The organism is Gilliamella sp. B2828 (genome assembly GCF_026537125.1).
GTDB lineage: Bacteria > Pseudomonadota > Gammaproteobacteria > Enterobacterales > Orbaceae > Gilliamella.
In genome coordinates, this window is sequence record NZ_JAFNMU010000002.1 from 66,964 (window position 1) to 92,308 (window position 25,345).

Genomic DNA, 25,345 nt, shown 5'->3' on the forward strand with positions numbered 1-25,345 from the left:
ATAATTGCTTGGATAACAGTTCAAAACATAGTGGTTATGTCCCGTTATTTTTTTATTTATTGATTTTCCGCCGAATCATTATCGGCGGATAAGCTTTATTAATAAAAGTATTAGCAATTATTTAGTGATACGTTTGTACTTCGCGCGTTTTGGCTCAACAGCATCTGCTCCTAAAGTACGTTTTTTCCATTCTTCATATTCAGTGAAGTTTCCTTCAAAAAACTCAACATGCCCTTCGTCTTGGTAATCCAAAATATGAGTTGCAATACGATCAAGGAACCAGCGGTCGTGCGAAATCACTAAGGCGCAACCAGGAAACTCTAATAACGCATTTTCAAGCGCACGCAATGTCTCAACATCTAGGTCATTGGTCGGTTCATCAAGCAATAACACATTACCACCAACTTGTAATAATTTGGCTAAATGTACCCGACCGCGCTCACCACCTGAAAGTTCACCAACGCGTTTTTGTTGATCAACGCCTTTAAAATTAAAGCGACCGACATAAGCACGACTTGGAATTTCGAAATTGCCAATGCGCATAATATCTTGTCCGTTGGATATTTCATCCCATACGGTCTTTTTATCATCCATGCTATCTCGGAATTGATCAACCGATGCTAATTGTACAGTATCACCTAAGTTAATAGTACCTGAATCCGGTTGTTCTTTACCTGACAACATTCTAAACAGGGTTGATTTACCCGCCCCATTTGGGCCAATGATTCCCACAATTGCCCCTTTTGGAATGGTGAATGAAAGATTATCAATCAGTAAGCGATCACCATAAGATTTACTTAAATTACTTACTTCGATAACTTTGTCACCTAAACGTTGCCCAGGTGGAATAAAAAGTTCGTTTGTTTCGTTACGTTTTTGATAATCATTACTGTTTAGCTCTTCAAATCTTGCTAAACGGGCTTTACTTTTCGCTTGACGACCCTTTGGATTTTGCCTTACCCATTCAAGCTCTTTTTCAATCGATTTACGACGTGCAGATTCGGTTGCCGCTTCTTGTGCTAAGCGTTGATCTTTTTGTTCAAGCCAAGATGAGTAGTTGCCTTCCCATGGAATACCTTCACCACGGTCAAGCTCTAAAATCCATCCCGCAACATTATCCAAGAAGTAACGGTCATGGGTTACGGCAACAACTGTTCCTTCATAATCATGCAGAAAACGTTCCAGCCAAGCAACCGACTCAGCGTCAAGATGGTTGGTAGGTTCATCAATTAATAACATATCTGGTTTTTCAAGTAATAACTGACAAATAGCAACGCGACGACGCTCCCCACCGGATAAATTTTCAATTTTCGCATCCCAATCGGGTAAACGTAAGGCATCGGCAGCACGCTCTAATTGGTTATCTAAATTATGTGCATCTTGTGATTGAATAATTGCTTCAAGTTCTGCTTGTTCTTTGGCTAATTTATCAAAATCTGCATCAGGATCAGCGTAGGCTGCATAAACTTCATCTAACCGAGCGAGCGCTTTTTTGGCTTCACCAACCGCCTGTTCAATCGCCTCTCGTACAGTTTGCTTAGGATCAAGCTTGGGCTCTTGAGGTAAATAACCAATTTTAATATCAGGTTGTGGACGAGCTTCGCCTTCAATCTCGGTATCCACTCCAGCCATGATGCGTAATAAAGTGGATTTACCTGCACCATTTAAACCTAGCACTCCAATTTTGGCACCCGGAAAAAAACTTAAAGAGATATCTTTTAATATATAGCGTTTAGGGGGAACAATCTTCCCTACGCGGTTCATGGTATAAACATATTGTGCCATAAAACATCATCCGTTTAATTAATTAAAACTAGCAATCGAATCGAATTGCTATGTGATTGATGGCATATATTGTAATGATTCTATCTGTATGGTCTAGGGTTATTTATGAATTATGATGTAAATTAAGAAAATAGTTATCCAGTAGGTGATCTTTAATAGACTAATTAATATATCACCATCCAAAAAGCAGTTATTTAATTCCATTAGATATAAAATATTGGCTTGGAGCTTATCAGTAAAAATATTGAGAATTAACACATCAAATTAATGAAAAATTGAATGATACAGCGGCAAATATTATGCGATATGTTGGTTTTGATTAATAATAAAAAATGGTGGTTTTAATTAAAGTTAAAAACGAGTATTTATTTTGTCTACATTTTTGTAGTGGTTGTTTTTTCATGAGGCATTAACACGAAAACAACAGCAACCTTTTTAATATAACTTACTGAAATATAAATATTATTATCAAAATTGTGAACTTTGTTTTTTAATTTATCCCACCTATAATTAGATGGGATAATCATAAATATCACTAAAATTTACTGTTTACAAAAAAGTAAAAATTTGTTCTTTTGGTAAACGTGATTTAGGTCGATGTGCATTACCATCATTTTCAGATCGATAACCTAGTGTCGCAATCACTAAACTTTTCAATCCTTTTGCTTTTAAATCTAAAATCTCATCCATTTTTTCACAATCAAAACCTTCGACGGCAGTGGAATCAATACCAATAGTAGCAGCGGCGAAAAGCAATTGTCCTAAAGCAAGATAAGCTTGTTTACCCTCCCAACATTGCTGAGACTGAGGTGTTGAGCTATTTAAGTTAACAAAATAACGTCTACCTTGATCCTGAGCATCTTTTAATTCTGCGGTTGGGATACGCCCATCTTTTTCTTCTTGATTTAATAAATTGACCAAATGCGCTTCATCTAATGACGTTTTAATACAAAAAACAATAGTATGTGATGAGTCTGTAACTCGAGGTTGATTAAACTCAGCAATAGCCGGTAAAATTTTATTTTTAACCGTATCATTATTAATCACAAAAAAATGCCATGGCTGAGAATTGACCGATGATGGACTGTTTCTTAAAACCGTTAATAATTGTTCTATTTTTTCTTTAGGAATTTTCTTACTTTTATCGTAATGTTTTGTTGTGTAACGGTTTTGAGAAATTTCGACAATATTCATATCATAACTCCATCTAGATGATTGTTAATAAAGGTAAATTAAGGATTTTTAAATTAGATTAATTAGATATTCTTGTCAAATTTACGATTTGGCTAACATTAAAAAGAATGCATTCAATGTATTTTCAATAAAAATTGATTAATATTGTGCACGCATTTCGCTCAATTACAATATAATTGTTACTTTAATGACATTTCTTTACGGAATTACCAAAAGAAATGGTCACATTAATAAGCTACATTGCTAATTATAATAACCTATATTTATTAATGTATACAAAATATTTACTCTATTATCATTAGATTAAAATGAATAATCAATAAATATTAGCCTTGACATTCAAATTATTATTTGATAAAACTATTGATAATATTTTGAACAATTTAAATTAAACAATTTGAGAGTTTTAATGATTAAAACAAATTACCTTTTGCTCACTCACCTCCTCGCATTTTTTTGCGCGGATGACTTGTGTGTGGAGTAAAGATAATCAATTAAATAACTCGACAAATTAACAAGAACCCGCGCTAAAGTGCGGGTTTTTTTGTTTTCTTAACATGAAATACCGCAATAGCACTAGAATATAAAAAAAGGAAAAAACAATGAGCGATCAAGTCATTATTTTTGATACAACTTTACGCGATGGAGAACAAGCATTACAGGCAAGTTTAAGCGTTAAAGAAAAATTGCAAATCGCGCTTGCGTTAGAAAGAATGCACGTTGATGTCATGGAAGTTGGTTTTCCTATTTCATCTCCTGGTGATTTTGAATCGGTGCAAACCATCGCAAAAACAATTAAAGATAGCCGAGTTTGTGCCCTATCTCGTTGTGTCGATAAAGATATTGATGTTGCAGCAGAAGCGTTAAAAGTTGCCGATCAATTTCGTATTCATACTTTTATGGCAACTTCAACCTTACATGTGCAAGACAAATTAAAAATGACATTTGAAGATGTCGTAAACAGGGCTGTGCACTGTATTAAACGTGCACGTAATTATACTAATGATGTGGAGTTTTCTTGTGAAGATGCAGGCCGTACCCCAATTGATAACTTATGTCGGATTGTTGAAGCAGCAATTCAAGCAGGGGCAACAACGATCAATATTCCAGATACTGTCGGTTATACTGTCCCTTATCAATTTGGTGGCATTATTCGTACCTTATTTGAACGTGTCCCGAACATTGATAAAGCGATTATCTCTGTTCATTGTCATGATGACTTGGGCATGTCGGTGGCTAACTCGATTAGCGCGATTCAAGAAGGCGCTAGGCAAATTGAAGGCGCGATGAATGGTTTGGGAGAACGAGCAGGCAATACAGCCTTAGAAGAAGTTATTATGGCAATAAAAGTTCGTCAAAATATTTTAAACGTTCATACTAATATCAATCATCAAGAAATTTATCGTACCAGCCAAATTGTAAGCCAAATTACTAATACACCAATACCGTCTAATAAGGCGGTTATTGGTAGTAATGCATTTGCACACTCATCAGGAATCCATCAAGATGGGATACTAAAAAACCGCGAAACTTACGAAATCATGACACCTGAATCAATTGGATTAAATCAAATTCAATTGAATCTCACTTCTCGCTCAGGAAGGGCCGCGGTGAAACATCGTTTAGAGGAATTAGGCTATCATGATAAAGATTATAACTTAGATCAAGTCTATAAAGCATTTCTAGAACTTGCCGATAAAAAAGGGCAAGTGTTTGACTACGACCTTGAAGCGCTTATTTTTATAAACCAACTCAAAGATGAAAAAGAGCATTATATTTTGGATTATTTTAATGTTCAATCTGGCTCAACGATTGTATCAACAGCTTCGGTCAGCTTAAAAATTGGAGATAAAAAGTTTTCCGATGCAGCAACGGGTAATGGTCCTGTTGATGCTGTATATCAAGCAATAAATCGAATCACTAATCAACCTATTGCCATTGTTAAATATCAATTAGCCTCAAAAGGACAAGGTGAAAATGCTTTAGGTCAAGTTGATATTGTTGCTGAATACAAAGGACGAAATTTCCATGGAGTAGGACTGGCTACCGATATTGTTCACGCATCGGCATTAGCATTAATTAATGTTTTAAATAATGTTTATCGAGCAAATCAAGTCGCACAAGAAAAACAAAAATTACACCTTGTTTAATATTATTTTGTTATTCAAGTAATAAAGTAAGTCAATACATTAAATTGTTAAGGAATAAGAACATGACACAAACTTACCATATTGCAGTACTACCCGGCGACGGTATTGGTCCAGAAGTAATGAAACAAGCCTATAAAGTACTTGAAGTCATCCGAAAGAAATATAATCTATCTATTACAACCAGTGAATATGATGTTGGTGGCGCTGCAATTGATATTCATGGCTGCCCATTACCTAAAGACACGTTAGAAGGTTGTGAAAAAGCTGATGCAATTTTATTTGGTTCAGTTGGTGGACCTAAATGGACTAATTTACCACCGGATCAACAACCAGAACGTGGAGCATTATTACCCTTACGTAAACACTTTAAATTATTTGCTAATATGCGCCCTGCCCGGTTATACCAAGGTTTAGAAGAGCTTTGTCCATTACGTGCAGATATAGCAAAACATGGGTTTGATATTTTGTGTATGCGTGAATTAACAGGTGGCATCTATTTCGGTTTACCTAAAGGACGTGAAGGTAGCGGAGCTCAAGAAAGAGCCTTTGATACCGAAGTGTATCACCGTTTTGAAATTGAGCGTATCGCTAAAATGGGCTTTGAAGCTGCACGTTTACGTCGTAAAAAAGTGACTTCTGTTGATAAAGCCAATGTACTTCAAACCTCAATTTTATGGCGTGAAGTTGTGACTGAAGTTGCAAAAAATTATCCTGATGTTGCTCTTGAACACATGTATATTGACAATGCCACCATGCAATTAGTAAAAGATCCTTCACAATTTGATGTAATTTTGTGTTCTAATTTATTTGGTGATATTTTGTCCGATGAGTGCGCAATGATTACAGGTTCAATGGGAATGCTACCATCTGCGAGTCTTAATGAGCAAGGATTTGGTTTATACGAACCTGCTGGCGGTAGTGCACCAGATATTGCTGGTAAAAATATTGCTAATCCTGCTGCACAAATCTTGTCATTAGCGTTATTAGTTCGTTACAGCTTAAAACGCGATGATATTGCAACAGCAATCGAAACAGCCGTTAATCAAGCATTAGAAAAAGGCTATCGTACAATTGATCTTGCCCAAAAACAGCCATCAATTTCAACCGATGAAATGGGTGATGTTATTTGTAAACTTATTTAATAGTTTTTGGTCAATCTAATAAAGGGATATTTGAGTATTAAGAATGCATAAGTCATTAATATCTCTTTTAGGTTTTAATGATTATTTAACTATTAGAGAATGATGTATGTTAGCTAAATTTTTAGTACCCGTTATAAGAAATAACAAGGAAAACAGCAATGTCAAAAACACTGTATCAAAAATTGTATGATGCACATATCGTATACGAAGCGCCAAATGAGACGCCTATTTTATATATCGATCGCCATTTAGTTCATGAAGTTACCTCTCCGCAAGCTTTTGATGGTTTACGAGCCATGAATCGTAAAGTACGTCAACCAAATAAAACCTTTGCAACAATGGATCATAACACTTCAACTAAAAGTAATGATCTTAGCGCTTGTAGTGAAATGGCACAAATTCAATTAACTGAACTGGAAAAAAATGCCAAAGAATTCGGGGTTTCGTTATATGGTTTACAAAGCCCTTTACGCGGTATTGTCCATGTTGTCGGACCTGAACAAGGAATGACTTTACCGGGAATGACCATTGTATGTGGTGACTCGCATACAGCCACACATGGAGCGTTTGGTGCATTAGCTTTTGGTATTGGTACTTCAGAAGTTGAGCATGTGTTAGCAACTCAAACTCTAAAACAAGGTCGAGCCAAAACCATGAAAATTGAAGTCAAAGGGCAGGTTGCTGATGGCATTACGGCAAAAGATATAATCCTTGCCATTATTGGTAAAACGACCAGTGCTGGTGGTACTGGGCATGTGGTTGAGTTTTGTGGAGAAGCTATAAAAGCTTTATCCATGGAAGGTCGTATGACTTTATGTAATATGGCAATTGAAATGGGCGCAAAAGCTGGCATTATAGCTCCCGATGAAGTCACATTTGAGTATTTGAAAGGTCGTCAATTTTCACCAAAAGGTGATGAATTTGACAAAGCAGTAGCTTACTGGAAAACATTGAAAACTGATGAAGGCGCCCATTTTGATACCATAGTGACTTTAGAGGGTAAAGATATTGCACCTCAAGTGACATGGGGAACTAACCCAGGTCAAGTAACTTCAATTGATGCTCAAGTGCCAAATCCTAATAATTTTACTGATCCTATCGAAAAAAATTCAGCAGAACGTGCTCTAGCTTATATGGGCCTAACTGCTGGTACCAAAATCTCTGACATAAAAATTAATAAAGTCTTCATTGGTTCTTGTACCAACTCACGTATTGAAGATTTACGCGCAGCTGCTCAGATTGCTAAAGGCCGTAAAGTTGCCGATGGTGTACAAGCATTAGTCGTTCCAGGATCTGGACCTGTTCGAGAACAAGCCGAAGCTGAGGGTTTAGATAAAATCTTCATTGAAGCTGGTTTTGAGTGGCGTTTACCGGGCTGTTCAATGTGTTTAGCGATGAATGATGATAAGTTGGCACCAGGCGATCGCTGTGCATCCACCAGCAACCGCAATTTTGAAGGTCGTCAAGGTCGTGATGCCAGAACGCATTTAGTAAGTCCTGCTATGGCTGCAGCAGCAGCAATTACTGGTCATTTTACTGATATTCGTGAATCATTTTAAGGAGGCTTGTCATGGCTAAATTTACAAAACATACCGGATTGGTCGTTCCTTTAGATGCGGCTAACGTTGATACGGATGCAATTATCCCTAAACAGTTTTTACAAAAAGTAACACGTACAGGCTTTGGTAAACATGCATTTCATGAATGGCGCTTTTTAGATGATGCTGGTCTGCAACCCAATCCTGATTTTGTACTAAACAAACCACGTTATGAAGGGGCGAGTATTTTATTAGCCCGCGAAAACTTTGGCTGCGGCTCTTCACGTGAACATGCGCCATGGGCACTTGCAGATTATGGTTTTAAAACTATCATTGGTTCAAGTTTTGCTGATATTTTTTATAACAACTCATTTAATAATCAGTTACTTTTAGTTAATTTATCGGAAGAAGATGTTGATGAATTATTTAAAATTGTTGAAGCGAATGAAGGTATCGAATTTACTGTCGATCTGGTTAACGAAGTTGTAATTGCTGATGATAAACAATATTCTTTTAAAATTGATGCGTTTAAACGTCATTGTTTACTAAATGGTTTGGATAATATTGGATTGACTTTACAGCACGAAGCTGCGATCAGCACATTTGAAAATAAAATCCCACCTTTTTTAGCTTAATCATTGAAGGCGCCCTTTAGGCGCCTAACTACGCAGAATCGCCATGGCAATATATTATAATCATATAAAACTGAAATTTTACCAATAAGCAAACGCCTATTTAACCAGTAAAGTTGATACCCAAGCCCCCATCTTCAATATTTATCTATATTTGTTTGCAATACTTAGGCTTAATTACTTGATATGGGCTACTGAGCAGGTCATATTAGTGTTACTGTCGCACCACATGTAAAACAAGTTATTGCCTTATGATCAATCTAATGAAATGATATCTGTTGTGTTTCAAACAGCTAAGGAACATGGTTTAAGTAATCTCATCGACAGTACCAGATTGTGCCGAACAGCATACTTTTGCTGATAGTCAATTTGATTTTGTTGCAAGTCACTATTCCACACACCACTATTGTGACATGGATAAAAGTTGACATGAACTGTATACGATCATTAAAACAAATGGCAAATTAATAATAATGGATGTAGTATTCTTCAAACATCCAGTATCGGATATTTGGTTACAAATAATTGAGGCGTTGCATGATACATCACATGTTTGTGACTATACGCCTCGTGAATAGTTAACCTTTTTGACCAAAACAGAATTTACGATCGATAATATTGCTGATCACCCTTTAACATACTGTTTTGATACATAGATTAAACACATGCGCACAACGATACTATTAGTCGAAATTATTGGAACTTATCAAGAATCGCTATTAGTTATACAGAAAATTATTTTTAACGGCAATTTGACGGCTTATTCACAACAAATATTATGATTAATCAAATCAATAGAATTTTTTAATTTTTCCATTCAAATGATTGTAATAACACTTTTGCTTTAACTTATAGCTCAAAGCTGTTTTCGTTGACTTGATGGTGGAATAGACAAAGCTTCTCGATATTTGGCCACTGTCCTTCGAGCAATAATTATTCCTTGCTTTTCCAACATCGAAACTAACTTACTATCACTCAATGGTTTTTTACTGTCTTCTGTGGATATGTATTTTTTTATTAATGCCCGAATAGCTGTTGACGAAGCTTCCCCCCCAGATTCAGTATTAACATGGCTTGAGAAAAAGAATTTTAGTTCAAATATTCCAGCAGGACTCTGTAAATATTTTTGAGTAGTCACACGAGAAATTGTTGATTCATGCATATCAATAGCCGTAGCCACATCCGACAAAATCATTGGTTTCATAGATTCTGCACCATGCTCGAAAAACTCTTGTTGGTGTTCAACAATAAATTGGCTAACTTTCAACAAAGTCTCGTTACGATTTTCTATACTTTTAATAAACCAATTGGCATCTTGTAAATGTGATTTTATATATTGGCTATCGCTTTGACTGGCAATTTTTTCCATAGCTGCATATTGCTGGTTAATACGTAAAGTAGGCATCGTGTCATTATTTAAGTCAACAATCCATCTCCCATTCATTTTTTTGACTAATACATCTGGGATCACATAATCTGGAGGGGTAGTATTTACTGAATCACCCGGATAAGGTTGCAAATGCTGAATAAAATCAATAGATTCTTTGAGTTGTTCATCTGTTGCATTCAATATTTTTTTCAGTGTGCGATAATCACGAACTGCTAATAAATCAAGATAATTATCAATAATTTGTTTAACAAATGTTGGTGGAGTCAAATATTGGATTTGAATTGATAAACACTCTTGCAACGTCCTTGCTCCAACCCCTATTGGATCAAAATGCCAAATTCGTTTTAAAACCGTTTCAACTTCTTCAAGTTCAATCTCATCATTACCTTGTTCTTCTAAGATTTCATCCAATGAAACAGTCAAATAGCCTCTTTCATCAATAGCATCAAGAATTGACACAGCAATGGCACGATCAATGTCGCTAAAAGGGGTTAAATCAAGTTGCCATTTTAAATAGTCATATAATGTTTCATGAGTTTCGCCTTGATAAACAGGTAATTCATCATTACGATAATCAGAATGAGTTCCTGAGGGCGTTCCTGCTGTATAAATATCATCTAATGAAGCATCAAGCGGTATATCATCAGGAATTTCTCGGCTATCTAAGGCTTCACGAGTGTCAACGTTTTCACTTAATTCAATTTGCTCAATATTTACTTCATCATATTGATCTGCAATCTCAAGTAACGGATTATTTTCAAGTGCACTTTGAATTTCTTGCTGTAATTCTAACGTTGACAACTGTAACAGTCGTATTGCTAGTTGAAGTTGAGGTGTCATTGACAACTGTTGAGAAATTTTCAGTTGTAAACTGGGTTTTATCATAATCTAAATTCATTTCCTAAGTAAACGCGTTTAACATATTCGTTACTTAAGATATCACTTGGTGAACCCTCAGCAATTAAATGTCCTTTATTTACAATATAAGCCCGTTCACAAACGTCTAATGTTTCGCGCACATTGTGGTCCGTTATTAATACGCCAAGTCCTCTATCGCGTAAATGTTTAATTATATTTTTTATATCAATAACCGATATAGGATCAACTCCTGCGAAAGGTTCGTCAAGTAAAATAAATTTAGGGTTAGCCGCTAACGCTCTAGCAATCTCAACTCTACGTCTTTCACCACCAGATAAAGATTGTCCACTATTGTCACGTATATGGGTGATATGAAATTCCTCAAGAAGTTCTTCAGCTCGTTCAATTTTTTCGTTTTTATCAATATCATTCCGTGTTTCTAAAATGGCCATAATATTGTCAATAACCGAGAGTTTCCTAAAGATTGAAGCTTCTTGAGGTAAATAACCGATTCCCTTTTGAGCTCGTTCGTGTAAAGGTAATATGCTTATATCATGATCATCAAGAAATATTTTACCCGCATTTAAAGTTACAATACCAACAACCATATAAAAAGTGGTGGTTTTACCAGCACCATTAGGCCCTAATAAACCAACAATTTCACCTGAGTTTACAGTTAAACTTACATCTTCAACCACACGACGTTTCTTGTAAATTTTGGCTAAATTTTCCGCTTTTAAAATTGACATTTTATTTATTAATCTCTTTAACTTGGCTTGGAATTATAGTGCTTTTTACTCGACCTTGTTTAGGTTGAGCTAGTATCAACTGCTTTTTAACATTATAAGTAATGATTGAACTAACAACATGATTATCCTGCTGAAATAATTCTGCATCATTCTGCAAGGTGACAATATTTTGTTTAACATCATAGATAATTTGCTCTGAATGTCCTGTCACAATTTTATTATTTTGAGGTAATATTTGTTTAAAGTTTACTGGATTACCATAAGCTGTAATTTTCTGTTTTGTAGAATCCTGCATATCAGTAACAATCACTTTATCAGCTATGATTGTTAAACCATCTTGAGTTATATGCACATTACCACTAAATGTTATGATATTTTTGTCAATATCAATCTGTTGGTTATTAGCATCTATAGTAATAGGTTTATTATTAACTAACATCTTTTTATCTTGTTGTACTTCGGGTGTTGATGTATTTGGTTCATCAGCAAAACACCCATATGAAATAAATAATATAAAAAATAATGGATAAATAAACCGTTTTTGCAATCTCATTTTTTTATTGTGCCCCAGTGTTATAATAAGTTTTTATATTTTCAAGTATGTTCGCGGTTTTTGTTCGTAGATTTCCAGCTAATCCTTGACCCTTTGAAAAAAAACCAACCCCTTTTATAGTAACAAGATCTTTAGAGGTGACATTTTGGGTCGTTAAATCAATAATGGCATTATCTGTTAATATATGCTGTAATTGAGCATCAGTAGTTAAATTATCTAATTGAACATTTTGATTTAGGTAAATCAGCTTATCATTGGTTAACGTAGCTTTTTGTGAGTGAATATGCCATGTAGCAGAATGCATTCGATCATAAATAGTCAAATTGGGTAAATCAAATTCAGTATTATTTGATTCTTCAAAATGTCTAACTTTAACTGATTCTATTTTATAGATGATCTCTCCTGATATGTCATAAATATTTGTTATCATATTATCGCTTTGATATATTGGTGTATCAGTTAAATTGATTGTTGACATTGTATCTGAGTCATCATCTTTCTGATAATTATAATAAACACCAATCACCACAATGATAAGTAAGATATAGATTAAATTTTTTTTATTCATAGCATATTTTTATCACACGAATAAGTTTAATCAATAACAAGGATAAATCGTTATCTTTAAGTTCAGCAATTCAGTTATTTTACTTTATTTTTTATTAAATTAATATCTGACATTAAAAGAAGTTAAATCAATATCAGGTATTAATTCATAAATACTAACATTGCTAATTCGAGCAGAAGAGGGACCCCCATGGTTAAGCCATTCAGTGAATTGGGTTATTTGCAGACTATCTCCTTGAACAAGAATTTCAACATCACCATTATCCAAATTTTTAACGTAACCCAATAATCCAAGTTTTTTCGCTTTTTGTTGAGTAAAAAAACGAAATCCAACCCCTTGTACCCGTCCACTCACTTGAATTTTTAATTGTTTAATCATATTACAACTTTACCCAGTTTTTTCAAAACAAAAACATCCTAGCATAATGATAACCAATAATTTCATTCTTCTTTAACTAAAAGCCAAAGATATAAATCTAACATTTTAAAAATGGTTCGGTTTTACAATCCATGAAATAAAAATTAATCAATAAACCATTCATTTTTTTTCTGCGATACAATTGTTATGGTTTGAAGAATCGTCGACAAATGTTCATGTAAAGCTTGTACTGCAAGCTCTGGATCATGATTTTCCAGTGCAATCAAAATTTTTTCATGTTGTTTAACTAAATCTTCCGGTGGAGAAATATCTTCTAATGTTAAAAATCTTACTCTATCCATCATTGCTTTGATATTTTCTACCGTTTGCCATGCCATGGGACAATCAATTACATTCATTAATATTTGATGGAATTCATCATCTTTTTCCAGAAAATAGCATACATCTTTACATTCATTGGCTTGTTTTTGTTCCGCAAGATTTTTTTGTAACAATGAAATATCTGATTGGCTAATTTCTATAGCGGCGCGTTTGATAATAGCGCATTCAACCGCTTCACGAATAAATTGTCCATCAATTACTTTTTTAATAGAAATTTTGGTTACGAATGTGCCACGTTGAGGGAGAATTTGTACAAGACCTGCTTCAGCTAGTTTAATGAACGCTTCACGAACAGGTTGGCGAGAAACATTGAATTGACTGGAAATTTCTTTTTCTGAAAGTAAAACACCAGGCAATACATAACAGGTAATAATAGCTTTTCTTAATGTACGATAAATTTGTTGATTAACAGGTTCAGAAATATTTAAGTCGATAGATTTAAACATATACCATCTTAAAGTAATAAAATAAATTACTAAGAATAGTAGGTGATTTTTAAGTATATGAAAAGTTTTTTTAATAAAAACTCAAAACAATAAAATGGGTTCTGTCTTATACTTAAATATTTAGAAAAGTGTAATACCATTACTGGTAATTACACTTTGATTTTAGGGATTATTGTTAGTTGTATTGAAAACTCTGCGCTAATTGTTCGACGGTTTGTTTAGCCCCTTTATCCCTTAAAGATAAATAAGCGTTGGTAACTTGATCGATAAAATATTGATTGCTGGATAAATCTTTACCAAAAACATGCGTCAATGATAATAATGCTTTGATTCGTTCTTGATTATCTGGGCTGTTTGATACCAACGCTTTTAGTTGCTCGGCAGCAGGATCACTAACTTCAATAACTTTACCATTATCATCGACACCACTAACATATCGCATCCAAGCCGCGATACCTAAAGCTAAACAATGAAATGGTGTATTATTCGCTAAATGAAAACGAACCGAATCGAGCATGCGTTGTGGTAATTTTAATGTACCATCCATTGCGATTTGCCAAGTACGATGCTTAAGACCCGTGTTACGATAACGATCAAGTAACGAATTCGCGTAGGCTAGTAAATCTATATCTTTTACACGTAAGGTTGTTGCTTGCTCCTGAAGTATAAGGTGACGAGCGGCTTTTACATAATAAGGATCTTGCATACATTCATCTATGTGTAGATACCCAGCCAAATAGCCTAAATAGGCTAAAAAGGAGTGACTACCGTTCAGCATACGTAATTTCATTTCTTCATACGGAAAAACATCATTTACTAACTCAGCACCGGATTTTTCCCATTCTGGGCGACCTGCTACAAAATTATCTTCGATAACCCATTGTATGAATGGTTCACCGGCAATACCAACAAGATCCTCTATGCCTCCCAACTGCTTTTGTATTTTTGCCATTGTATCTAACGTTACTGCCGGCACAATTCGATCAACCATTGTAGATGGAAAGCTGACATTTTTTTCAATCCATTGTGTTAAATTTGCATCCCTTATTTTTGCTAAAGCCAAAATCACATTACGTGTTACATGACCATTTTCAGGCATATTGTCACAAGACATGACAGTAAAGGGTTTTAAGCCTTTTTCTTTACGAATACGTAAAGCTTCAACAATTACACCCGGTGCACTTTTAGGATTAGTTGGATTATCTATATCGTGTTTAATAAGTACGTTATTGATATCAATTGATGCTGTCGCGGGTAAATAGCAATAACCTTTTTCGGTAACAGTTAGTGATATAATCGCGATTTGTGGGTGCGTCATGACATCTAGAATTTTCACTATGCCATCTACATCAACATGTAATGCTTCTTTAACTACACCCACAACTCGGGTAGACCAGTTATCATAGGACATCTCACACACACTAAATAAATAGTTTTGCTCTTTAAGATCAGCGATTTGTTTTTCACCACCCATTAAATTGACTTCACAGTATCCCCAATCACTATTATGTTCTGCAGCTAAAATATCGGTAAACACTGCTTGATGAGCACGATGAAAAGCACCAAAACCAAGATGAACTATTTTCGTTTTAATTTGATTTCTATCATAATTTGGGACAATGACCTCTTTAGGTAGTTGTAATAAAGCTTGATTAGATAATTTCATTATTTTTTTTCCATTTTTATATTTTTATATTTATTCTGCAGCATCTTTTAAATCAGATAAATTACGATCTTTGACTTCTGGCATAAAAATTGCGGAAATTAAACTGATGCATGAATAGAGAATAATCATAACAACAGTTGGCCACCAATCATTCACCATATTACAGAAAATTCCCGCTAATATTGGCCCAAACCCTACAGCAATAAGTCCACCCGCTTCTTTGGATATCGCCATTTGTGTAAAACGATTACGAGCCCCAAACATTTCCGCCATTGTAATGTTTTCTAAAGCGAACAGTCCTAATACTGCAACATTATGAATAACAATTAAACATAACATAATGGTATTTACTGGGTGATTTTTATTAACAATAATGGATAACATTGGATAAGCAAGAATCATTGCTGACAAAGTCATAATGATATAAGGTAGGCGGCGACCAATTTTATCTGATAACAAACCTAAGAAAGGAATTGTGAAGAATCCAACAATCGAACTGATCATTAAAGCATCAGTTGGTATACTTTTTTCAAATAATAATGCTTGTACTAAGTAACCGGCTAAAAAAGTTTGGATTAAACCTGAATTTCCAGCTTGACCAAAACGTAAACCCGTTGCTAACCAAAAAGATTTGCTTTTAAACATTTCTAATAACGAAATATGCTTAATTGATGGTTCATCATTAAATTTTTCTACATTTGCATCACTTATATCATCAAATACAGGACTCTCTTTTAAATTCATTCTAAGCCATATGGCAAAAAACATAACAATGACACTAGCAATGAATGGTACTCGCCAACCCCAAGATATGAGCTGATCTTTGTCCAGTAAAAAAAACATTATTGCCCAAATTGCTGTTGCACTTAAAGTACCACAATTGGTTCCCATTGCGACAAGTGATGAAATAATCCCTCGTTTACCTTTTGGTGCATATTCTGCGAGCATAGTACCAGCACCAGAAATTTCAGCACCAGCACCCAATCCCTGAATAATACGTAAAACAACCAACATTAATGGTGCCAAAATACCAACTTGTGCATAAGTTGGTAAAAATCCTATCAACGTGGTACAAATACCCATCATGGTGATCGTTATAAATAATACTTTCTTTCTACCAATGGCATCCCCCATGCGACCAAAAACAAAAGCGCCAACAATACGTGCAATGTATCCTGCGCCATAGGTTCCCATAGCTAATATCAATGCCATAATTGCTGATTGTTCTGGAAAAAATATTTCGCGAAATACAAGTGCTGCGCCTAAAGAATATAATTGGAAATCCATAAATTCTAATGCGGTTCCAAGCCAACCAGAAACAGCTGCTTTAACTAAATCTGAAGTATTTCTGTCACTTTTATTATTTCCTATCTTATTCATATCTAACTCGCTTATCATTTAGTACATAAAAATTCACCTAACTAAAAGTCAGTAAAACCTTGCAACACTTACTCTGATCTTTTTCGAAAGTTTGGATAGCCTCAATCACATCTGTATAATCAAATCGATGAGTAATAAGTTTTTTAGGATCAATGAGTTTCTTATTTAACCAATTAATAACAATTGGGAATTTATTCGCATTGAGTCGTGAAGAGAATATAGAAAGCTCTTTACTGGTAATGCCCTGTTGTGTTATCTGACATGGATCGCTTGAAAAGCCCATTATGAGAATTCTTGCTGCTGGCGATGCAATTGTAATAGCCTCTTGTAAAATCGATGGGTGACAAGCGGCATCAATAATTACCGTTGGTTTGATACTCAATTTTTCCAATTCATCTTTTACAGAAAATGATGTGTTATTAATAATCCGATCAGCACCGCTATCTTTTGCCATAATTAAACGTTCATCAATGCGATCAACAACGACCACTTCTTTAACGTTATACACACCCTTCAGAGCTTGTACTGAGGTTAATCCCATCGGACCTGCACCATAAATTAATGCAGTATCGTTTGGGGTCGGTTTTAACTGTGCCGTTGAATTAGCAGCTATTGTGAAAGGTTCTATCATTACGGCAAGTTCATCATCAATTTCAGTTGGTATTACATAAGCATTTTTACTTGGTACAACTGCATACTGACTAAATCCACCATCACGATGAACACCCAGTACAGTTAATGATGTACATACATTTGGTCGACCAACCGAGCAAGGATAACAATCTCCACAGCTAAGTACAGGATCGATTGAAACACGCTCACCAATTCTTGATTGCTCAACTCCCTCTCCAACTGCATCAATTACACCAAAAAATTCGTGTCCAATTACTCTTGGATATTTGGCGAAAGGATTATGACCGCGATAAATATGACTATCTGAACCACAAATGCCTGCTAATTTAACTTTTACTCTAACTTCTCCAGATTTCGGCAGAGGAACTTCACGCTCTTCAATGGCTAATTCATTAGGTTGTTTTATTACAATACTTTTCATATAAACTCCTTGAACTTACCAATTCCATAAAGTGCCATCTTCTAAACGAGCAATTGGCAGATAAGCTGGGTTGTATGGGTATTTTTTGGCGAGTTTTTCATCAAAATCGATACCTAAACCTGGTTCATCACTTGGATGCATATAACCATCATTAAAAGTCCAATTAGGTGAAAAGACTTCTAACATTTGTTCTGAGTAGCCCATAAATTCCTGTACACCAAAGTTAGGTACCCACATATCAAAATGTAGAGCAGCAGCATGACAAATTGGTGATAAATCAGATGGTCCATGAGAGCCAGTTCTAACTTGATAAAGTGCAGCAAAATCAGCAATACGACGCATGTGAGTAATACCACCTGCATGAGTAATTGTAGTTCGGATATAATCAATCAACTGTTCTTCAATTAGCTGTTTGCAATCCCATATACTGTTAAATACTTCACCGACAGCAATGGGAGTAACTGTATGTTGACGAATTAGACGGAAACATTCTTGATTTTCTGCAGGTGTTGGATCTTCCATCCAAAATAGACGATAATCCTCAATACTTTTACCAAAACGCGCAGCTTCAATTGGAGTTAAGCGATGGTGCATATCATGTAATAAATGCTCGTTGAAACCGAATTTGCTTCTTACCGCTTCAAACAATTTTGGTGTAAAGTCGAGATATTTATCTGTTGCCCAAAACTGCTCTTCAGGATAATTGCCACGCGTAGCAGGCTCATATGCCAGATTTTTCCCTTTGCTTTGACCATATGTCGTTTTCATTCCCGGTATACCGCATTGGACTCGAATTGCTTTAAAACCCATCTCTTTATGTCTAGCATAATCATCCAATGCTTCTCCAATATCTTTTCCTGTAGTATGACAATACACCATTACGCCAGTGCGTGAAGCACCGCCCAATAATTGATAAAGTGGCATATTGGCAACTTTACCTTTGATATCCCATAACGCCATATCTATGGCAGATATCGCTGACATCGTCACGGGGCCTCGACGCCAATAGGCACCTTTATAGAAATATTGAAAAATATCTTCTATTTGACTGGCATCTCTCCCTATTAATTGTGGGCAAAGATGATCTTTAAGATAAGAAGCCACTGATAATTCACGTCCATTAAGTGTTGCATCACCAATACCACAAACCCCTTCATCTGTAGTTATTTTCAATGTGACAAAGTTTCGTCCTGGACTGCATACAAAAACTTCGGCTTTAATTATTTTCATTTGATACCTCTTTGTAGAAATTAAGCATCACAAAAATAGCGATATTAATACTACCATACAAGTAGAGTTGTATGTTTTTGCGAGTGGCATCACAAAAATAAGGTAATCTTGTCAAGATGTTTCAGGTTATGGGTACGTTTAAGTAAAAAAATAAGAATAATGTGCAATATTAAGTTAGCAATCATCTCTCATTTGAGTTTCTTGCTTGTATAATGGAGCCAGAAGTATACAGATTTAAACTAAAGCTAACTTGATTAATCAAATCAATGTAATAAAAGTGTTATCGATAATGTCGGCTGTAGTGTCTTATCATTTATAATGATGATTTACATCATTACCAAGTTGACAAAGAATTTTTTTAATTAACGGAAAATATTTTGATACTATTAATAGATAATTATGATTCTTTTACGTTCAATATATATGATTATTTATGCCGATTGGATGCAACTGTCCAAGTGATAAAAAATGATGAAATGACCATTGAACAAATAAAACAGCTCCCCTTTGCTAAAATAATTATTTCACCTGGCCCAGGAACACCAAGTAATGCCGGAGTATCACTTACTGTGATTGCTGAATTTGCTCATTATTGCCCTATATTAGGAATTTGTTTGGGACATCAAGCGATTGCACAGTATTATGGTTATTCTATTTGTAAAGCACCTTTACCTATGCACGGCAAAATCGATGAAATTACACATGATGGTCAAGGATTATTTAAAGGCATTAAAAACCCGCTTTCTATAGTTCGCTATCACTCTTTAATTGTTAACGACAATTTATCTCACACAAACTCTCCACTAATTGTTACTGCGCGCAACAAACAAGGTCTTATTATGGGATTACGTCATAAGACATTACCTATTGAATCGGTGCAATTTCATCCAGAAGCAATCAAAACAGAATCAGGTTTACAAATGATTCATAATTTTATATATGAGTAAAATGAATATGAAAATGTATATTGATTTTGAGAATCAACAGAAATGTTTTTCTGACCCAATAACAATTTTGAGATCTAACGATTACACTACTGTTAAACAGCAATTAGATGCAATTGAAAAATTCACTCAGCAAGGCTTTTATGCGGTCGGTTATCTTGCTTATGAAAGTGCAATGGGATTTAATCAAGCAAATAGAACCAAAAAAATCTCTAACTCAAGTGATGCATTACCTGTGTTACTCTTTGGTATTTACAGGGATTATTCAATAGTTGAATCATCAACCAAAAATGATTATCAACCTTCTCTGTTCGATTTAAAATGCGATACTTCAATTGAAGAATATAATCAAAAAATCGACTATATCCGCGAACAAATTGAATTAGGAAATACTTATCAAACCAATTACACGATTCAATTTAGTGCACCATTTAATGATAATGCCTTTAATTACTATAAATTTTTACAAAAAAATAACCAAGCGCATTATTGTGCTTATCTTGAATTTGAACATTATCAGATTTTATCAATTTCACCTGAGCTATTTTTTAAATTAGACAATCAAACGATTACGACAAGGCCGATGAAAGGAACCGCTGCTCGTGGTTTAAATAATCAACATGATAAACAACAGTTAGAAACATTATTTTCTGAGAAAAATCAGGCTGAAAATATGATGATTGTTGATTTATTACGTAATGATTTAAGCCGAATTGCTAAGACAGGATCAGTCATTGTACCCAAATTATTTTCTACCGAAAAATACCCTACCGTTTGGCAGTTAACCTCAACCATTCAAGCTGAATTAGCAGAAAATGTCAGTTTGTATCAAATTTTTCAAGCATTGTTTCCTTGTGGTTCAATTACTGGTGCACCTAAAACAAGTACAATGCGGATCATTGCAGACACGGAGAACTCACCTAGAGGCATATACTGTGGAACCATAGGTTACATTAAACCCTATAGGAAAGCAGCAATATTTAATATTCCAATTCGGACGTTAACCATTCACAATCAGCAGATACATTATGGTGTTGGAGGAGGAATCACTTGGGATTCAACATCACACGATGAATACGAGGAAATTTTAGCTAAGACCGCTATATTAAACTCCACAACAACGACTCCTCGATATCTTATTGAATCATTATTATTAGAAAATGGGCAATTTTTATTACTCAATGAACATTTAACCAGACTGACTGATTCGGCTAGCTATTTTGATTTTAAATGTGATATTGAATCTATCAAATTGCAATTGGTTAAATTAGCCAATTCAGATACTGAAGGTAGTTATAAAATCAGAATTTTACTACAACAAGATGGTCAATGGAAAATAAGTAAAGATGTTATTAATACAGCTATGAACATTAATGAAATCGTATTGGCACCACAATGCGTGAATAACAAAAATGTCTATTTGTATCACAAAACATCAAACCGTGAACATTTCCCACAATTAACTATAGGTAAGGAATATATTAATTTTAATCAATATAATGAAATAACTGAATTTGTTAACGGCAATCTTGTGCTATTGATTAATAATCAATGGGTAACACCTAAAATTGAATCGGGATTATTGGCTGGTACTATGCGACAATTTTATTTGGATAAAAAACAAATAATTGAAAAAACAATCTTAATTAACGAATTATTAAATGCAGATAAAATTGCCTTTATTAATAGTGTTCGTAAATGGGTTGAAATTGATAATAAAGTATTTGATCGGTTTAAGCGGCTCTTGTGATCTTTTATTATTTAAATATTCCGCCAGAATTCTGACGGAATATTTAATAATTTAATGTGTTATAGAATAAACAAAATCTTGCTCTTCTTCTTGCCAACCTTTTGACAATGCTTTAACTAAAGCATCATAACCATTTTTTGCTAATGGAACATGGCGTTCAAATGGTTTTGTTTCAATATGATTTTTATTATCAGTAACAATCCAACGTCCTTTTATAATTGCATCACCATTATAACTACCATGAAAACCATCAATAAAAAGTTTCACAGTTAATGTTGGTGTGGTCAAAGATGTACTCGAAACCAAATAATCTGGTAGTAACAAACTTAAATCTTGTACTAAACGTTCTTCAAGCTGTTGAGAAAGCGTCGAAACCCATAAATTATTTGTTGCTGTGACATACTTGATATCTTCTGTTTGCAAAACAATACCAGACTTATTTAAAAAACTGACCACATCAACTGAGTCGATCATTAGAAAACGATCGGTTGATTTCAATGTTTTTGGTGTTTGAATAGGTAAACTAGTAGCTAATTGGAAATAACTTTTGTTAGGTATATTCGTTGAACAGCCAACTAATAACATAAATGCAGTTCCGCAAAATGTTAGAAGTAAATTTCTCATCATCTTATTCATTATTTTTTACCCTTTGCCTTCGGTTCTTGATCTTTCTTAATCGGAGCTGAGAAAATCAATGCATTACTTTTATCATTGAGTGTATTAAGTAATGGCGTTAATTCATCCATCATTTGTTGAACTTTTTGCAAACTCTCATTCATTTGCTTATTAAGTTCTGATCCTGGTTGTATGCCTTTCATGGTATCATTTAATGTTCTTAAGGTTTTTTGTAGATCTTTTGGCATATTTTGCATTTCATTACTTGCCATTATTTGATTTAATGAATTTATTAAGCGCTGACTTGAAGCGAGCGATTTATTAAATTCCGTCATAGTATTATTCAATGGTAAATGATTAAAATTGTCTAATAACTGCATGACTTTGGCTTGAATTTGAGCAATACCTGTTGACGTTGTTTCTATAGTACTATAACCATATTGATTGGATAAGTTGGCATTATATTTATTTTTTAATTCAGGATAAAAATCAAGATCAATATAAAGCGCACCTGTAAACATATTAGAAGTTTTTAACGAGGCTCTTAATCCATTTTTTTGCTCATTCATTATTAAGTTTGCGATATCGATCTTTTCATCAACCCATTCCGATAAGCGATCAGGCTCAATCCTGATTAAAACAGGTACTTTTTGATTTAAAATAGATGTTTTATCTAACATTTCAGCTGTATAAAATGGGACTTTTGATACTGTACCTAGCCGAATACCATGATATTCAACAGGTGCCCCTTCAACCAATCCTGATATGGATTCAGAGAGCATAATCAGAAACTCTTTATATTCTGTGTATTGTGAATCTTGAATTGATTTTTTATTTTCATATAATTTATATACTGCATATTGCTCAGCTGGCGCTCCTAACTTAGAGCCATCCGGCAAATCAAAACTAATCCCACCAGACATTAAAACATCTAAGGAAGGTACGTTCAGACTAGCACCGGACGAAGACAATGTTAAATCAATGCCTCCTTCCTTCCAAAAGCGGACATTTTGAGTGACTAAAGCATCATAAGGTTTAGTAATAAAAATTTGGTATTTCATTTTACGTGAATTAATATCAAACTCGGAAGTTTCAACATTACCAACACGATAACCATGAAACATCACTGATGCTCCACGTGGAATCACACCATTTTGATCACTTTCAAGATTGACTCGAATTCCTTTAATACTTGGATCAGATAATGGTGGAGTATCGGATAGTATAAAAGGATTATTTTTGAAATTATGCGTATCGTTTCCTGACGCTAACTCAATATAAACACCAGATACAATAGTACCTAACCCTGTCACACCATCACGACCAATCTCCGGTTTGACAACCCAAAAAATAGAATCATTTTTTAGAAGTGGTTCCATATCATTATAGATCCGACCTTTAATAACCACTTTTTCAAAATCTTTTGATAAAGTTACTTCATCGACAATACCGATATCAACACTACGGTTTTTTATAACTGTTTTGCCTGCGACAATACCACTTGCATCTTTCGCAAGTAAGGTAAAAGAAGTCCCTCTATCAGCAAAATGCGAATAGATGATCCAAAGACCAACAATTGCAGTAACAATTGGAATAATCCATATAGCCGAGATAGCTCGAATTTTGATGATTTTCGCTAATTTACTTGATGTTGCCATAGTATTCCTATTTATTATAACTTTTAACTGGAGAGTGATCCCAAATTAAGCGCGGATCAAATTTTTGTGATGCAATCATAGTAATAATCACAACGGTTGCGAAAAAAGTAACTCCTATATCAGGATAAACCCCCATCATTTGTTGATTTCTAACTAGTGAACAAACAACCGATACAACAAATATATCAATCATTGACCATTTACCAATAAACTCAACTGCACCATACAATTTCTTCATTTGCAGGCAATTATGCTTATTTTTTCTTTTCACTGCTATTGCAAAATAGCAAAGCCAGCTTAATGAAATTATTTTCAAAATTGGAATAACGATACTGGCAATAAAAATAACTAATGCCACAGGCACATCACCTGCCTGCCACATATAAATAACACCATCCATAATTGTCGATGTTGATGGTGAACCAAAAACTACCGTTATCATGATCCCAAATACATTCGCAGGAATATAGATAATTAGTGAAGTAACTAATAACGCTATCGTCCACTGTATTTTATCGCGATTTCTCACGGCACTTTTTTGTTTACATCTTGGGCATTTACCAAAAGCTATTGGCATCATGGCATGGCAACAACCGCACAACTTCAAGTTTTGACTTATTGCCGTTTTACCAACTTTTAATGGTGTTTGAGCAAAATTATTAGTATGAATTTCTTCCCAAATTGTTTCTGGTGAAAAAATAACTTGGGCTTTTATATAAAAAAATACAAATAAACAAAATGCCCAAAATGTACTTGTGACACCTATACTGCCATAACTCATTAGTTTTACGAAGCTAACCAAAATGCCTGTGATAAATATTTCAGGCATACACCAATGTTTAAATTTTTCATAAATAATTAATAAATCTCTTTTACGATACTTTGATATTTTAAATTTTGAACAAAGCAAACCAATGATTAGAAGATTTATTATGGGAAAAATTAAAACAAATAAAATAAAAAGTGCTGATATATAACTATATTTATCAAAAAAAAGGGTTTTTGGAATATCTAAAACACTTACACCATTAAAATTACCAACAAGGCGAATATCAATAAAAATAAAACCGCAAGCTACAATAATCATAATCAGTGAACAAACCGCATACATTGCAGCTCGAAATTTCATATTAATGCTTTTTTTGGCTAAAGTTGTATTACAACGAGGACATATAGCTTTATGACCTATTGTTACATCAGCTAATTCTATGACCAAATCACAGTGCGAACATAAAACATATTGTTGTTTATCAACAGTCATTATTTCTCTTTATTTGATAGTTA

At 34.3% G+C, this 25,345-nt stretch carries 21 protein-coding genes; 6 read left to right on the forward strand and 15 right to left on the reverse strand.

Annotation, left to right across the window (positions count from 1 at the left end):
- Positions 1-117 precede the first annotated feature (117 nt).
- Positions 118-1,785, reverse strand: coding sequence for an energy-dependent translational throttle protein EttA (ettA, locus tag J3U19_RS02130; RefSeq protein WP_267345326.1), 1,668 nt, complete (start codon positions 1,783-1,785; stop codon positions 118-120).
- A gap of 549 nt (positions 1,786-2,334) precedes the next feature.
- The gene (gene nfsB / locus J3U19_RS02135; RefSeq protein WP_267339833.1) at positions 2,335-2,979 is read right to left on the reverse strand and encodes an oxygen-insensitive NAD(P)H nitroreductase; all 645 of its coding nucleotides are present in this window, start codon (positions 2,977-2,979) and stop codon (positions 2,335-2,337) included.
- Between the two features lie 602 nt (positions 2,980-3,581).
- Here nfsB and leuA point away from each other — a divergent pair.
- The 4 genes from leuA (at position 3,582) to leuD (ending at position 8,444) form a co-directional block, all read left to right on the forward strand.
- Positions 3,582-5,129, forward strand: coding sequence for a 2-isopropylmalate synthase (gene leuA / locus J3U19_RS02140; protein ID WP_267339834.1), 1,548 nt, complete (start codon positions 3,582-3,584; stop codon positions 5,127-5,129).
- Positions 5,130-5,191: 62 nt separating this feature from the next.
- Positions 5,192-6,271 (forward strand): 3-isopropylmalate dehydrogenase, encoded by a 1,080-nt coding sequence (gene leuB, locus J3U19_RS02145; RefSeq protein WP_267345327.1) that lies wholly within the window; start codon positions 5,192-5,194, stop codon positions 6,269-6,271.
- Between the two features lie 158 nt (positions 6,272-6,429).
- Positions 6,430-7,830 (forward strand): 3-isopropylmalate dehydratase large subunit, encoded by a 1,401-nt coding sequence (gene leuC, locus J3U19_RS02150; RefSeq protein WP_267339836.1) that lies wholly within the window; start codon positions 6,430-6,432, stop codon positions 7,828-7,830.
- Positions 7,831-7,841: 11 nt separating this feature from the next.
- On the forward strand, positions 7,842-8,444 hold the full coding sequence (leuD, locus tag J3U19_RS02155; protein ID WP_267339837.1) for a 3-isopropylmalate dehydratase small subunit: 603 nt from the start codon (positions 7,842-7,844) through the stop codon (positions 8,442-8,444).
- 853 nt (positions 8,445-9,297) lie between these two features.
- Here leuD and J3U19_RS02160 read toward each other — a convergent pair.
- The 10 genes from J3U19_RS02160 to manD all read right to left on the reverse strand — a co-directional run bounded on the left by J3U19_RS02160 (position 9,298) and on the right by manD (position 19,094).
- Positions 9,298-10,713: an RNA polymerase factor sigma-54 gene (locus J3U19_RS02160; protein ID WP_416380345.1), complete on the reverse strand. Its 1,416-nt coding sequence runs from the start codon at positions 10,711-10,713 to the stop codon at positions 9,298-9,300.
- A complete protein-coding gene (gene lptB, locus J3U19_RS02165; protein ID WP_267339839.1) occupies positions 10,713-11,438 on the reverse strand; it encodes an LPS export ABC transporter ATP-binding protein in 726 nt (241 codons plus the stop codon). Before lptB ends, J3U19_RS02160 begins: the two co-directional genes overlap by 1 nt.
- Position 11,439: 1 nt before the next feature.
- Complete coding sequence (lptA, locus tag J3U19_RS02170; RefSeq protein WP_267345330.1) at positions 11,440-11,991, reverse strand: lipopolysaccharide transport periplasmic protein LptA; 552 nt, start codon at positions 11,989-11,991, stop codon at positions 11,440-11,442.
- 4 nt (positions 11,992-11,995) lie between these two features.
- The gene (lptC, locus tag J3U19_RS02175; RefSeq protein ID WP_267339842.1) at positions 11,996-12,559 is read right to left on the reverse strand and encodes an LPS export ABC transporter periplasmic protein LptC; all 564 of its coding nucleotides are present in this window, start codon (positions 12,557-12,559) and stop codon (positions 11,996-11,998) included.
- Between the two features lie 99 nt (positions 12,560-12,658).
- Positions 12,659-12,937 carry an acylphosphatase gene (gene yccX, locus J3U19_RS02180; RefSeq protein WP_267339843.1) on the reverse strand — a complete coding sequence of 93 codons (279 nt, stop codon included), beginning with the start codon at positions 12,935-12,937 and terminating at the stop codon, positions 12,659-12,661.
- A 143-nt stretch (positions 12,938-13,080) separates the two neighbouring features.
- On the reverse strand, positions 13,081-13,764 hold the full coding sequence (locus J3U19_RS02185; protein ID WP_267339844.1) for a GntR family transcriptional regulator: 684 nt from the start codon (positions 13,762-13,764) through the stop codon (positions 13,081-13,083).
- 175 nt (positions 13,765-13,939) lie between these two features.
- Entirely contained in the window at positions 13,940-15,430 is a 1,491-nt protein-coding gene (locus tag J3U19_RS02190; RefSeq protein ID WP_267345331.1) for a mannitol dehydrogenase family protein, read from the reverse strand.
- 30 nt (positions 15,431-15,460) lie between these two features.
- Complete coding sequence (locus J3U19_RS02195) at positions 15,461-16,810, reverse strand: MFS transporter (RefSeq protein WP_267345332.1); 1,350 nt, start codon at positions 16,808-16,810, stop codon at positions 15,461-15,463.
- A gap of 37 nt (positions 16,811-16,847) precedes the next feature.
- Complete coding sequence (locus J3U19_RS02200; protein WP_267345334.1) at positions 16,848-17,864, reverse strand: Zn-dependent oxidoreductase; 1,017 nt, start codon at positions 17,862-17,864, stop codon at positions 16,848-16,850.
- Positions 17,865-17,879: 15 nt separating this feature from the next.
- Positions 17,880-19,094, reverse strand: a complete 1,215-nt coding sequence (gene manD / locus J3U19_RS02205) for a D-mannonate dehydratase ManD (protein ID WP_267345336.1) — start codon at positions 19,092-19,094, stop codon at positions 17,880-17,882.
- A 377-nt stretch (positions 19,095-19,471) separates the two neighbouring features.
- On the opposite strand from manD, the gene J3U19_RS02210 reads away from it, so the two are divergent.
- Together J3U19_RS02210 and pabB are read left to right on the forward strand one after the other, a co-directional pair.
- On the forward strand, positions 19,472-20,041 hold the full coding sequence (locus tag J3U19_RS02210) for an anthranilate synthase component II (protein WP_267339850.1): 570 nt from the start codon (positions 19,472-19,474) through the stop codon (positions 20,039-20,041).
- A 7-nt stretch (positions 20,042-20,048) separates the two neighbouring features.
- Complete coding sequence (gene pabB, locus J3U19_RS02215) at positions 20,049-21,788, forward strand: aminodeoxychorismate synthase component I (protein ID WP_267339852.1); 1,740 nt, start codon at positions 20,049-20,051, stop codon at positions 21,786-21,788.
- 51 nt (positions 21,789-21,839) lie between these two features.
- Here pabB and J3U19_RS02220 read toward each other — a convergent pair whose 3' ends face one another.
- Genes J3U19_RS02220 through J3U19_RS02230 form a run of 3 tightly spaced genes read right to left on the reverse strand, consistent with a single transcriptional unit; the run spans position 21,840 to position 25,322 of the window.
- Positions 21,840-22,373 (reverse strand): ABC-type transport auxiliary lipoprotein family protein, encoded by a 534-nt coding sequence (locus J3U19_RS02220; RefSeq protein WP_267339854.1) that lies wholly within the window; start codon positions 22,371-22,373, stop codon positions 21,840-21,842.
- 50 nt (positions 22,374-22,423) lie between these two features.
- Positions 22,424-24,061 carry an intermembrane transport protein PqiB gene (pqiB, locus tag J3U19_RS02225; protein WP_267345338.1) on the reverse strand — a complete coding sequence of 546 codons (1,638 nt, stop codon included), beginning with the start codon at positions 24,059-24,061 and terminating at the stop codon, positions 22,424-22,426.
- A 7-nt stretch (positions 24,062-24,068) separates the two neighbouring features.
- Positions 24,069-25,322 (reverse strand): PqiA/YebS family transporter subunit, encoded by a 1,254-nt coding sequence (locus J3U19_RS02230; protein WP_267339856.1) that lies wholly within the window; start codon positions 25,320-25,322, stop codon positions 24,069-24,071.
- Positions 25,323-25,345 lie beyond the last annotated feature (23 nt).

Bases quoted from the DNA above. Each gene is read 5' to 3' on its own strand.
- lptC (WP_267339842.1), bottom strand. From the start codon at position 12,559: ATGAATAAAAAAAATTTAATCTATATCTTACTTATCATTGTGGTGATT.
- nfsB (WP_267339833.1), bottom strand. From the start codon at position 2,979: ATGAATATTGTCGAAATTTCTCAAAACCGTTACACAACAAAACATTAC.
- J3U19_RS02200 (WP_267345334.1), bottom strand. From the start codon at position 17,864: ATGAAAAGTATTGTAATAAAACAACCTAATGAATTAGCCATTGAAGAG.
- J3U19_RS02195 (WP_267345332.1), bottom strand. From the start codon at position 16,810: ATGAATAAGATAGGAAATAATAAAAGTGACAGAAATACTTCAGATTTA.
- lptA (WP_267345330.1), bottom strand. From the start codon at position 11,991: ATGAGATTGCAAAAACGGTTTATTTATCCATTATTTTTTATATTATTT.
- yccX (WP_267339843.1), bottom strand. From the start codon at position 12,937: ATGATTAAACAATTAAAAATTCAAGTGAGTGGACGGGTACAAGGGGTT.
- J3U19_RS02220 (WP_267339854.1), bottom strand. From the start codon at position 22,373: ATGTTATTAGTTGGCTGTTCAACGAATATACCTAACAAAAGTTATTTC.
- manD (WP_267345336.1), bottom strand. From the start codon at position 19,094: ATGAAAATAATTAAAGCCGAAGTTTTTGTATGCAGTCCAGGACGAAAC.
- pabB (WP_267339852.1), top strand. From the start codon at position 20,049: ATGAAAATGTATATTGATTTTGAGAATCAACAGAAATGTTTTTCTGAC.
- J3U19_RS02185 (WP_267339844.1), bottom strand. From the start codon at position 13,764: ATGTTTAAATCTATCGACTTAAATATTTCTGAACCTGTTAATCAACAA.
- leuA (WP_267339834.1), top strand. From the start codon at position 3,582: ATGAGCGATCAAGTCATTATTTTTGATACAACTTTACGCGATGGAGAA.
- J3U19_RS02190 (WP_267345331.1), bottom strand. From the start codon at position 15,430: ATGAAATTATCTAATCAAGCTTTATTACAACTACCTAAAGAGGTCATT.
- ettA (WP_267345326.1), bottom strand. From the start codon at position 1,785: ATGGCACAATATGTTTATACCATGAACCGCGTAGGGAAGATTGTTCCC.
- leuB (WP_267345327.1), top strand. From the start codon at position 5,192: ATGACACAAACTTACCATATTGCAGTACTACCCGGCGACGGTATTGGT.
- lptB (WP_267339839.1), bottom strand. From the start codon at position 11,438: ATGTCAATTTTAAAAGCGGAAAATTTAGCCAAAATTTACAAGAAACGT.
- J3U19_RS02230 (WP_267339856.1), bottom strand. From the start codon at position 25,322: ATGACTGTTGATAAACAACAATATGTTTTATGTTCGCACTGTGATTTG.
- leuD (WP_267339837.1), top strand. From the start codon at position 7,842: ATGGCTAAATTTACAAAACATACCGGATTGGTCGTTCCTTTAGATGCG.
- leuC (WP_267339836.1), top strand. From the start codon at position 6,430: ATGTCAAAAACACTGTATCAAAAATTGTATGATGCACATATCGTATAC.
- pqiB (WP_267345338.1), bottom strand. From the start codon at position 24,061: ATGGCAACATCAAGTAAATTAGCGAAAATCATCAAAATTCGAGCTATC.